At 36.1% G+C, this 11967-nt stretch carries 12 protein-coding genes and 1 riboswitch; of the genes, 10 read left to right on the forward strand and 2 right to left on the reverse strand.

Translation table 11 applies throughout. The annotated features are described in order from the left end of the window. Positions 1 to 629: 629 nt before the first annotated feature. Together MKY81_RS06690 and MKY81_RS21085 are read right to left on the reverse strand one after the other, a co-directional pair. Positions 630 to 1343 carry a geobacillin-26 family protein gene (locus tag MKY81_RS06690; protein ID WP_341117208.1) on the reverse strand — a complete coding sequence of 238 codons (714 nt, stop codon included), beginning with the start codon at positions 1341 to 1343 and terminating at the stop codon, positions 630 to 632. A gap of 265 nt (positions 1344 to 1608) precedes the next feature. Continuing rightward, the gene (locus tag MKY81_RS21085) at positions 1609 to 1740 is read right to left on the reverse strand and encodes a LuxR C-terminal-related transcriptional regulator (protein WP_425319839.1); all 132 of its coding nucleotides are present in this window, start codon (positions 1738 to 1740) and stop codon (positions 1609 to 1611) included. 950 nt (positions 1741 to 2690) lie between these two features. Between MKY81_RS21085 and MKY81_RS06695 the strand changes: the two genes are divergently transcribed. The 10 genes from MKY81_RS06695 to purF all read left to right on the forward strand — a co-directional run bounded on the left by MKY81_RS06695 (position 2691) and on the right by purF (position 11967). After that, positions 2691 to 3236: a DUF2179 domain-containing protein gene (locus MKY81_RS06695; protein ID WP_066227646.1), complete on the forward strand. Its 546-nt coding sequence runs from the start codon at positions 2691 to 2693 to the stop codon at positions 3234 to 3236. Further along, positions 3229 to 3423, forward strand: coding sequence for an NETI motif-containing protein (locus MKY81_RS06700; RefSeq protein ID WP_066227649.1), 195 nt, complete (start codon positions 3229 to 3231; stop codon positions 3421 to 3423). Before MKY81_RS06695 ends, MKY81_RS06700 begins: the two co-directional genes overlap by 8 nt. Positions 3424 to 3504: 81 nt before the next feature. Beyond that, a riboswitch (purine riboswitch) is annotated at positions 3505 to 3605 on the forward strand. A gap of 123 nt (positions 3606 to 3728) precedes the next feature. After that, positions 3729 to 4217: a 5-(carboxyamino)imidazole ribonucleotide mutase gene (gene purE / locus MKY81_RS06705; protein WP_108072743.1), complete on the forward strand. Its 489-nt coding sequence runs from the start codon at positions 3729 to 3731 to the stop codon at positions 4215 to 4217. Continuing rightward, entirely contained in the window at positions 4210 to 5334 is a 1125-nt protein-coding gene (gene purK / locus MKY81_RS06710; protein ID WP_341118745.1) for a 5-(carboxyamino)imidazole ribonucleotide synthase, read from the forward strand. The genes purE and purK overlap by 8 nt, the downstream gene beginning before the upstream one ends. 18 nt (positions 5335 to 5352) lie before the next feature. Further along, positions 5353 to 6645, forward strand: a complete 1293-nt coding sequence (gene purB, locus MKY81_RS06715; RefSeq protein ID WP_341117211.1) for an adenylosuccinate lyase — start codon at positions 5353 to 5355, stop codon at positions 6643 to 6645. Between the two features lie 60 nt (positions 6646 to 6705). Further along, a complete protein-coding gene (purC, locus tag MKY81_RS06720) occupies positions 6706 to 7428 on the forward strand; it encodes a phosphoribosylaminoimidazolesuccinocarboxamide synthase (protein WP_341117212.1) in 723 nt (240 codons plus the stop codon). After that, positions 7421 to 7675: a phosphoribosylformylglycinamidine synthase subunit PurS gene (gene purS / locus MKY81_RS06725; RefSeq protein WP_066227665.1), complete on the forward strand. Its 255-nt coding sequence runs from the start codon at positions 7421 to 7423 to the stop codon at positions 7673 to 7675. The genes purC and purS overlap by 8 nt, the downstream gene beginning before the upstream one ends. Beyond that, a complete protein-coding gene (purQ, locus tag MKY81_RS06730; RefSeq protein ID WP_341117214.1) occupies positions 7672 to 8355 on the forward strand; it encodes a phosphoribosylformylglycinamidine synthase subunit PurQ in 684 nt (227 codons plus the stop codon). Before purS ends, purQ begins: the two co-directional genes overlap by 4 nt. Further along, positions 8339 to 10561 (forward strand): phosphoribosylformylglycinamidine synthase subunit PurL, encoded by a 2223-nt coding sequence (gene purL, locus MKY81_RS06735; RefSeq protein WP_341117217.1) that lies wholly within the window; start codon positions 8339 to 8341, stop codon positions 10559 to 10561. The genes purQ and purL overlap by 17 nt, the downstream gene beginning before the upstream one ends. Beyond that, a complete protein-coding gene (purF, locus tag MKY81_RS06740) occupies positions 10546 to 11967 on the forward strand; it encodes an amidophosphoribosyltransferase (RefSeq protein ID WP_341117218.1) in 1422 nt (473 codons plus the stop codon). The genes purL and purF overlap by 16 nt, the downstream gene beginning before the upstream one ends.

The following is an 11967-nucleotide window of genomic DNA, read 5'->3' on the forward strand; positions in this document are numbered from 1 at the left end:
TTAAAGGATTGTAGTAATCCTAAAAATGGTTTCAAACTTTTTTTCTTGAGGGTATTGTTCTTTTTAAATTAGTCATTTTAAAAATGATTTTGTACCTTCTTTTGATATTCTCTTAAACTTATTATTTATAATCTATTATACATAACATAATGTCGATGGATGGGTATAAAAGAATATGCTCAATTAATATGAGAAAACTTTTATTTAGAACAATTATTATTAAAGATGCATAATCAAACGAAGATAGACCCTAGTAAAATAGTAAGAAAGTGTCTCATTAAAAAGGAAATTAATCAACAGAAAACTTTATTTAATTTGAGAAACGATGTCTATGTCTTGCACTGGGTATCCGAAAGGGGTTTGTATCAAAAAAATAAAATCCTTGGATATTAGAAAATCCAAGGATTAAAATAATCATTTATAAAATATACAAAGTTTACAGGGTTTAAAAAAACAAATACCAGACCCATAAGTAGATAATACTTCCACCAAATAAAACACCAATCAATATTGTTAAAAATACTGATGACTTTTTTTGTGGTATCTTACTGATAGAAACCATAAGTAAAATTAAAAACAAAACAGATATTACTAATAATTCTATTAACATATATATACAACCTTTTTAATCATATAGTAATTCGTGCAAAATAGTATTTAGAATCCTTGTATGCATTGTACATTGCTTTGCCTTCTGCATATGCAATTGCACCTGAAATAACTGTTAATAATCCAGCTAATATTTTTGTCCATGTAGGTTCTGGCACTAGATATAATGTAACAATTGTCGCAATAATTCCACTACCAACTTTAGCTACCATTTGATCTTTGTTACTCATAAAACTATCTACTGATGATTTAAAATTATTTAATTCGTCTTTATTTTTGGTTTTTTCTGTAGGATTTTTTGATACACCATTACGAAGTTTTGTTACCCAAATGTATTTTCCTGATTTCTTATAAATCCAATAACCATATACATCTTTTAATGTATTTTTTCTAATTAAAGATCCAGCCATAGTTTGTACTTTTAATTCGTTTTGAGAGGATGGTTTATCTGTTATTAATTCCTCATTTATCAATGTTCTATCTAAATTATATGTTTCGTACTTCATTTCACCGGTTTTTTTATAATATGTTGCAACAAAAATGTTATTGTCGTCTTTAGTTTCAACCTTTTTTACATCTTCATTATCTTCTAATGTCTTAGCTGTAATTCCATCTTTAAAAGTAATTTCCTTTCCAACAGACTTATTCTCTTCTGCATGAACTTGTGACAATGGAACTATTACCATAAATAATATTGATAATAAAGAAGCTAAAAATACTTTAATACTTTTCAAACTAATCTTCTCCTTGTTGAATATAAAATTGTGTCTATTAAATAATACATTATATTACTACTGAAGGATACTAAAAATAGATATATTTATGAATAAACAGTAAAAACGACAAAAAGTGACAAAATTTTAGTATCAATTTTTTTAAAGATTTCAACAAAGAATCATTGGCAGTTAAATGATCATACAATTTTCTTAAAGGAACAAAAAATCATAGCGAAAGGAGTGGGCAACATTCTGTATACGATTTTTGGATTTAAGCTTTGTCTTAACTACTCACATTATCTATGAAAGTGTGTTCACTTAAATACAAAGTTTTTCTCACCTTTTTATTGTTATGTCCTTCAGCAAGTAAATCTAGGATTATGTTTTCTCTTTCTGTTAGGTAAGGATTAGGAATTTATATTGCATCTCTGCCACTTCTAGATAAATAAAGCCCTAATCGAATTCCGTTCTCCTCTAGCAAATATTGTTCTTCTAATTCCTCTTTTAAATAATTAAATGATAACCATCCGATATTTGCTATTTAAACGTCATAGGTACAAAAATGGCGGGTGAAAGATTAAAAAATTCAATGTACTCTTCCTTTAAAAACTCTTTAAGTTTTTTTATAGAGACACAAAACTTAACGTAATAGAATTCCTATAAGAAAGATTTATACAATAATCGTAAAATAAAATAAAGAGATTGATACTAGTGGGTATTAAGGATGCGGTATGACAAAATTAAAAAAATGTGTAATACCCAATTTTTTTAATTACATACATTTTGTTAGTAACAATTATTAATTTTACTCAAATAAATAATATTTCTTTTGGTTCTTCGATGTTAATGCAAGCTATTATATATTCTGGGTGTAGTAAGTCCGATGATTACTGCCCTAACAGTTATTAAGAAAACGAATTTTAAAGAGAATTTATTATGCAAAAACATAAGTGTTTTTCATTTTGATTTTAGCGGAAGCATATCAATTTATTCCATTTTATTTATCTATTTGGTGGAGAAAAAATTGGACCACTGTATCTGTTAGTTTTTGTATATAGTTTACATAAAAAAATGCAATGAAAAGACATTCTATTATGAAACCGTTTAAAAAATAAAAAGACCGATCAAAGAAGGGTGCAAACCAATCGAAAATAGTTACGAATCTCTCAAAATAAACGAAAATCCATTAAATCATGAAAAACAAATCCATCCAGTACGGAAAATCTTAAATAATTATTATTCATCACATAGATCAAATGTATAACCGGATAATTTTCAAATAAAAATATTTCTAAAAAACTTGTTTGTTATAAGCATTTTAGGAAAAATATAAAGAAAGAATGTAACTTTAAAGGAGTGCTTAATTTGCTTCAAAACAGCATTGTCATGGTAATTATTATATTAATTATAAATATCGTCTATGTATCATTTTTTACCATACGCATGATTTTAACTTTAAAAGGATACCGCTATGTTGCGGCTTTTGTAAGTATGATTGAAATTGTAATCTATGTGATGGGGCTAGGATTAGTGCTTGATAATTTAAATCATATCCAAAATGTCATTGCTTATGCAGTAGGATATGGGATTGGTGTCATTGTTGGAATGAAAATCGAGGAAAAGTTGGCATTAGGGTATATAACGGTAAATGTGATAACTAAGGAATATGATAAGGATTTGCCGAGACAGCTACGAGACAGTGGGTATGGGGTAACAAGCTGGGCCGCAAATGGTCTTGAAGGAGATCGAATGGCTTTGCAAATATTAACACCAAGAAAATACGAACTGAAATTGTATCAAAAGATAAAAGAATTAGATCCTAAAGCATTTATTATTGCATATGAACCGAAAACAATATATGGTGGATTTTGGGTGAAAAGTGTGAAAAGAGGTAAATTGAAACATGAGTAAAAAAAAGCAATTTGAAGTGTTAGCAAATGAAACAATAGCTGATTGTCTAACACGAATGGAAAATGAGGGATACCGTCCAGTCCGCAGAATTGAGAAACCAATTTTTAAAGAAGTGCTAAAAAATAATCAAACAGAATATCAACCCGTCAGCAGAAAAATAGTGTTTGACGCACTAAGGATTGAGTAAAACACGAACATTAATTATGCCAAAATCCTAAATGTTCGATTTTTAGTTGACATGTAAATAGCCTATTGTTAAGATGTAATTGTCGAAGATAAATACAACTCTCATATATAATGGGAATATGGCCCATACGTTTCTACCCAATTACCGTAAATGATTGGACTATGAGAGAAAGTGGATTTTGGGAATTATTTTCCGTTTATTTGTGTTGTTTTTCCCCAGATGAGCTGCTTTCTCTTTATGAATGCAGTTTGTCTGGTTTTTTGCTTTTATTTGAACCTTTAGTAAAAATTTGACGGAGGCCTATTATGATAACCAAAGTTGGAGTAATAATGGGAAGTATTTCTGATTGGGAAACAATGAAGCATACAAGTTCTATATTAGAAGAATTAGAGATTCCGTACGAAAAACAGGTCGTATCTGCACATCGAACACCAGAATTAATGTTTGAGTATGCAGAAAATGCGAGAGGCAGAGGAATTAAAGTGATCATTGCCGGTGCAGGTGGTGCTGCTCATTTACCGGGAATGGTCGCTGCGAAAACGACTCTTCCGGTTATCGGGGTACCTATACAATCGAAGGCATTAAACGGACTTGATTCTTTATTATCCATTGTGCAAATGCCTGGTGGTGTTCCAGTAGCTACAGTAGCAATTGGAAAAGCTGGTGCACAAAATGCCGGATTGCTAGCTGCGCAAATTTTATCAATAGATGATTCTGAGATAGCAAATAAACTAGAAAAAAGACGAGAAAAAATAAAAGAAACTGTAATCGAAAGTAGTGATCAACTTGAATAGGGAAATCATTCAGCCAGGGAAAACAATTGGGATTATCGGCGGTGGCCAGCTTGGCAGAATGATGGCTCTTGCTGCAAAGGAAGCAGGCTTTCGAATCATTGTTTTAGATCCTACGAATGACTGTCCATGTGGTCAGGTTGCTGATGAACAAATCACGGCGGGTTATGATGATTTACAGGCACTCGAACATTTAGCGAAAAAATGTGATGTTATTACTTTTGAATTTGAAAATATTGATTATGAATCATTACTTTCACTTTCGAGAATAGCACATGTTCCTCAAGGTGCAGAAATTATTCGTATCACTCAAGATCGCATAATTGAAAAAAATACATTAGTAGCTTCAGGTGTAAAGGTGGCACCATTTAAAGTCATACACTCAGAAGTTGAAATGAATAAAGGCATTCAAGAGCTCGGATTCCCTTGTGTGTTAAAAACAAGCCGTGGGGGCTATGATGGTAAAGGACAACAGGTCATCCAATGTGCGGATGATAGAATTAAGGCTAAAAAACTGTTAGAATATGGGGCATGTGTTCTCGAATCTTGGGTTGAATTCGAAAAGGAAATTTCTGTGATTGTTACTAGAAATGCAAATGGGGACATGGAATGCTTTCCAGTAGGGGAAAATATTCATGTTGATAATATTTTATACCAAACAATTGTCCCTGCTCGTATCAATAAGCACATCGAGGTTGCTGCCTTTCAACTAGCGGAAAAAATAGCAGAACATATCAAACTCATCGGTACATTAGCTGTAGAAATGTTTCTTACAGCAGATGGCCAAATTTTTGTGAATGAGTTAGCACCTAGACCACATAATTCAGGTCACTATTCAATTGAAGCATGTGATTTTTCTCAATTTGACCAGCATATCCGTGCGATCTGCAATTGGCCTATAAAATCTCCATCACTTTTAAAGCCGGTAGTAATGGTCAATATTTTAGGGCAACATGTGGAAAAATTAATGGAACAAATTTCATTACAATCTGAATGGTCTATTCATTTATACGGGAAAAGTCAGGCGAAATATCAAAGAAAAATGGGACATATTACAGTTTTAACAGATAATATTGAGAGAACACTCTCACAACTAAATGATAGTGGAATTTGGAAGTAGAATCGGAGGAAATAGTTTATGATCGAGCGTTATACACGTCCGGAAATGGGCGCAATTTGGACAGAGGAAAATCGCTTTAAGGCATGGCTTGAGGTTGAAATTTTAGCTTGTGAGGCATGGGCGGAACTTGGAGATATTCCAAAAGAAGATGTAGAGAAAATACGCCAACATGCAACATTCGATGTGGCAAGGATTAAGGAAATTGAGGAAGAAACACGCCATGATGTCGTTGCTTTTACAAGAGCGGTTTCTGAATCACTCGGCGAAGAACGGAAATGGGTTCATTATGGCTTAACTTCTACGGATGTTGTTGATACAGCTTTATCGTATATTTTGAAACAGGCAAATGAAATTCTTTTAAAAGACATTGAGAATTTTATCGGGATTATTGGTGAAAAAGCAAAAGAGCATAAGTACACCGTGATGATGGGGAGAACCCATGGTGTCCATGCAGAACCAACAACTTTCGGATTAAAGCTTGGCCTATGGTATGAGGAAATGAAACGCAATCTGGAAAGATTCAAGCAAGCCGCTGCAGGTGTTGAATTTGGGAAAATCTCGGGTGCTGTCGGTACATATGCAAATATTGATCCATTCGTTGAGAAATATGTTTGTGACAAGCTTGGCTTACAAGCGGCGCCGATTTCTACACAAACATTGCAAAGGGACCGTCATGCACATTATTTAGCAACGATTGCTTTAATAGCTACTTCTATTGAAAAATTTGCGGTAGAGATCCGCGGATTGCAAAAAAGTGAAACACGTGAGGTAGAAGAGTTTTTCGCAAAAGGACAAAAAGGTTCATCTGCTATGCCGCATAAACGAAATCCAATTGGATCTGAAAATATGACAGGGATGGCAAGGGTCATTCGTGGATACATGATGACTGCATATGAAAATGTAGCATTATGGCATGAAAGAGATATTTCTCATTCATCTGCGGAACGTATTATCTTACCTGATGCGACAATTGCATTAAATTATATGTTAAATCGCTTTGCGAATATCGTGAAAAACTTAACTGTATTCCCTGAAAATATGAAACGGAATATGGATAAAACACTCGGCTTGATTTATTCACAGCGTGTATTGCTTGCGTTAATTGATAAAGGAATGGTACGTGAAGCAGCTTATGATACAGTACAGCCAAAAGCAATGGAAGCATGGGAAAAACAAGTACCTTTCAGAGAGCTAATTGAAGCGGATCCAACGATCCAAAGCAAACTAACGAAAGAAGAAATTGCTGATTGCTTTGATTATAACTATCACTTAAAAAATGTAGATTTCATCTTTGAACGACTTGGACTATAGCAGGATCACACTCACGGTGTTTGACACCGTGGGTGCCTGACACCATAGGGGGCATGTGTGATGGAAAAGCTAGGTTTATTGTATGAAGGAAAAGCGAAGCGGATTTTTGGTACGGAACGTGATGGTGTGCTGTTGGTGGAGTATAAGGACTCAGCTACAGCTTTTAACGGAGAAAAAAAGTCTGAAATTACTGGAAAAGGGCAGCTGAATAACGAAATTAGCAGTTTACTATTTGCTAGTTTAAAAGAAAGTGGGATTGATAGTCACTTTATTGAAAAGATTTCAGCATATGAACAACTTGTACAGCAAGTCTCAATCATTCCTTTGGAGGTCGTCACACGGAATATTGTGGCCGGCAGCTTATCAAAACGACTTGGTATTGAAGAAGGAACACTATTAAAGCACCCAATTGTTGAATTTTATTATAAAAATGATGAATTAGGCGATCCATTAATAACAGAGGATCATGTTGAAGTACTGGAGATTGCTAGTCCGCAAGAGTTAACCCTTCTAAAGCAGAAAGCGCGAAAAATTAATGAAGTGCTATCAAATCTATTTTCCGAGCTTGGGATCCATCTAGTCGATTTTAAACTAGAGTTCGGCAAGAATTCGCATGGAGAAATTTTGCTAGCTGATGAGATCTCACCAGATACATGTCGACTTTGGGATAAAAAAACAAATCAAAAGCTCGATAAAGATGTTTTTCGTAGAGATTTAGGTGATTTGACAACGGTATACCAAGAAATATTAAACCGCTTGAGAGGAGAAACGACACATGTTTAAAGTAAAAGTGTATGTAACTTTAAGAGAAAGTGTTTTAGATCCACAAGGTACAGCTGTAAAAAGCTCACTTCACAGCATGAATTACAATGAGGTTGCTGATGTCAGAATCGGAAAATATATGGAGCTAACGATTGAAAAAACAGAACGTGATATTGAAGAAGTAGTTAATGAACTATGTACACGTCTTCTTGCAAATCCTGTTATTGAAGATTATCGATATGAGATTGAGGAGGGTGTTGTACAGTGAGGTTTGCGGTAATCGTTTTTCCTGGTTCTAACTGTGATGTAGATATGTTTCACGCCATTAAAGACGAACTTGGAGAAGAGGTCGAATATGTGTGGCATGATTCAGAAAATCTGGATTCTTTCGATGGCATATTACTGCCCGGCGGTTTTTCCTACGGTGATTACCTACGATCGGGTGCGATAGCTCGTTTCTCCAATGTGATGAAACAGGTCGTAAAAGAGGCTGAAGCTGGAAAGCCTGTTTTAGGAGTGTGCAACGGATTTCAAATCTTACTAGAATCCGGGTTACTGCCTGGTGCGATGAAACAAAATGAAAGCTTGCAATTTATTTGCCAAACTGTTCAATTAAAAGTTGAAAACAACAATACAATGTTTACCTCTCAATATAATCAAGACGAAGTCATACGAATTCCAATCGCCCATGGCGAAGGAAATTATTACTGTGATGTCGACACACTTAAGCGCTTAACAGATAATAATCAAATCGTATTTACGTATGACAACAACCCCAATGGCAGTGTCGCCAATATTGCAGGCATAACGAATGAAAGAGGCAATGTCCTTGGCATGATGCCTCATCCCGAACGAGCGGTTGATGAATTATTAGGAAGTGCAGATGGACTTAAATTATTTCAATCGATAGTGAAAAATTGGAGGGAAGCACATGTCGTTAATGCTTGAACCACATCCATCCCAAATTAAAGAAGAAAAGATTTATCGCGAAATGGGTTTAACCGATGAAGAGTTCGCGATGATCGAAAACATTTTAGGTAGATTACCAAACTATACAGAAACCGGCCTGTTCTCAGTTATATGGTCGGAACACTGCAGCTATAAAAATTCGAAGCCTGTACTAAAAAAATTCCCTACTTCCGGTGATAGAGTCCTTCAAGGACCAGGTGAAGGTGCCGGAATTGTCGATATTGGTGATAATCAAGCGGTCGTATTTAAAATTGAAAGCCATAATCACCCTTCCGCGATTGAACCCTATCAAGGTGCAGCAACAGGTGTTGGCGGAATAATCCGTGATGTATTTTCGATGGGAGCAAGACCTATTGCTATACTAAACTCCCTTCGTTTTGGAGAGTTAGAGTCTTCAAGAGTGAAATATTTATTTAAAGAGGTAGTCGCAGGCATTGCAGGCTATGGAAATTGTATTGGAATTCCAACAGTAGGCGGGGAGATTCAATTTGACCCATCCTATGATGGAAATCCACTTGTTAATGCGATGTGTGTTGGCCTTATTGATCATAAAGATATTCAAAAGGGCCAAGCAACAGGTGTTGGTAATACGGTCATGTATGTTGGAGCCAAAACAGGCAGAGATGGCATCCATGGAGCAACGTTCGCCTCAGAAGAATTAAGTGAAAAATCAGAAGAGAAACGCCCTGCAGTCCAAGTGGGAGATCCATTTATGGAAAAGCTGCTTTTAGAAGCATGTCTCGAACTTGTTAAATCGGATGCATTAGTCGGTATACAAGATATGGGAGCAGCAGGTCTTACAAGTTCATCTGCTGAAATGGCAAGTAAAGCTGGTTCTGGTATCGAAATGAATTTAGACTTTATTCCACAACGTGAAACAGGTATGACTGCATATGAAATGATGCTTTCTGAATCACAGGAAAGAATGCTGATCGTTGTAAAACAAGGAAGAGAACAGGAAATTATCGATTTATTTTCAAAATACGGCTTGGAAGCAGTTTCGGTTGGACGGGTAACCGAGGATAAAATGCTTAGACTCATTCATCATGGTGAAATTGTAGCAGATGTTCCAGCTGATGCACTTGCTGAAGAAGCACCTGTATATCATAAGCCTTCAGCTGAACCAACGTATTTCCGAGATTTTCAAGCGATGGAAGTGGAGATTCCGAAAGTAGTAGATTACAAGGAAACTTTGTTAAATCTTTTACAGCAACCGACAATTGCTAGTAAGGAATGGGTGTATAAACAATACGATTATCAAGTGCGAACAAACACTGTGGTTACACCAGGTTCAGATGCTGCAGTAGTACGAATACGTGGAACACGAAAGGCGCTGGCTATGACAACTGACTGTAACTCTCGCTATCTTTATCTAGATCCAGAAATGGGAGGGAAAATTGCTGTCGCAGAAGCTGCAAGAAATATCGTTTGCTCTGGAGGAGAACCGCTTGCAATCACTGATTGTTTGAACTTTGGTAATCCGGAAAAACCTGAAATTTTTTGGCAAATTGAAAAAGCGGCGGATGGGATGAGTGCAGCCTGTCTTGCACTGAATAGTCCAGTAATCGGAGGGAATGTTTCACTTTATAACGAAACAAATGGAGTAGCTGTCTATCCTACCCCTGTCGTTGGGATGGTCGGTTTGATTGAGGATTTAGACCATATTACGACCCAACATTTCAAACAGGCTGGGGACTTGATTTATATGATTGGTGAAACAATGCCTGAATTTGGCGGCAGTGAGCTTCAAAAAATGCAGAGTAATAAAATTTTTGGGAAATCACCAGCTATTGATTTAGAAGTTGAAGCGAGAAGACAACGACAATTGTTGACAGCGATTAAAGAAGGGATTGTTTCCTCAGCCCACGATATTGCAGAAGGTGGAGCGGCGATTGCAATAGCTGAATCTCTATTTGGCACAACAGGCTTAGGAGCAGAAATCGTGTTGCAGGGTGATCCGGTTGTTTCATTATTTAGCGAAACACAATCTCGTTTTATTATATCGGTGAAAAAAGAAAATAAAGCTAAATTTGAAGCAATTGTCAAAGATGCAGTATTGATTGGTGAAGTAACGAGCAATGAAAGGCTTCAAATTAAAGATGAAAATAATTCGGTATTAATTGAAGCTGATGTAAATGAATGTGAGAAGGCTTGGAAAGGAGCTATTCCATGCTTGCTGAACTAAAAGGGTTAAATGAGGAATGTGGTGTTTTTGGAATTTGGGGACATCCAGATGCAGCGAAAATTACTTACTATGGCCTGCATAGTTTGCAACATCGGGGCCAAGAAGGTGCTGGCATCGTTGTATCTAATGGCGGCAGACTGCAAGTTTTAAAGGGAGAAGGACTCGTTACTGAAGTTTTTAATGAAGGAAAAATTGAAAAATTACATGGAAAGTCTGCGATTGGTCACGTTCGTTATGCAACTGCAGGCGGGGGAGGAATTGAAAATGTTCAACCCTTTCTTTTTAATTCGCAAAACGGCAGTTTAGCACTTGCTCACAATGGAAATATCGTCAATGCGAATGCACTGAAGCATCAGCTTGAAGCACAAGGAAGTATTTTTCAAACAAGCTCGGATACTGAAGTTTTGGCACATTTAATCAAAAGAAGCGGTTACCTATCGTTAAATGATCAATTAAAAAATGCGCTGACTATGCTTAAAGGGGCTTATGCGTTTTTACTAATGACAGAAACGGAAATGATGGTCGCCTTAGATCCAAATGGTTTACGTCCACTGTCAATTGGTCAAATAGGTGATGCTTATTGTGTTGCATCTGAGACATGTGCTTTTGACATTATTGGAGCTGAATTTGTGCGAGATGTTATGCCCGGAGAACTAATTGTCATTGATGATCGCGGTCTCCATTCAGAACCATTTACCCTTTCTACTTCGAGTGCAATTTGTACGATGGAATATGTCTATTTTTCACGACCAGATAGTAATATTCACGGAATTAATATTCATACGGCAAGAAAAAGTATGGGGAAACAATTAGCGATGGAAGCTCAAATAGATGCAGATGTTGTAACAGGTGTACCAGATTCAAGTATTTCAGCTGCCATTGGCTATGCTGAATTAGCAGGCATTCCTTATGAGCTTGGGTTAATTAAAAATCGTTATGTCGGACGGACATTTATCCAGCCTTCTCAATCGTTAAGAGAGCAAGGAGTAAAGATGAAATTAGCTCCGGTTCGAGGTGTAGTTGAAGGCAAGCGTGTGATCATGGTTGATGATTCAATCGTAAGAGGAACGACAAGTCGGCGAATTGTTACTATGCTAAGAGAAGCAGGTGCGAAAGAGGTGCATGTATGTATTAGCTCACCCCCTATGAAAAATCCATGCTTTTATGGAATTGATACGTCAACTCATGAAGAATTAATTGCATCGAAACATAGTGTCGAAGAAATTCGAGAAATGATTGGAGCCGATTCCTTAACATTTTTAAGCGTGGATGGAATGTTAAAGGCGATTGGTAGACCTCAAGACGGAAATCAGTGCGGTCAATGCTTAGCATGCTTTACGGGTAACTATCCGACGGAAATTTATCCAGACACTGTACTACCTCATGAAAAAGAACTTGTGCGCTAG

Origin of the sequence: Heyndrickxia sp. FSL W8-0423, assembly GCF_038009395.1 — a bacterium.
GTDB lineage: Bacteria > Bacillota > Bacilli > Bacillales > Bacillaceae_C > Heyndrickxia > Heyndrickxia sporothermodurans.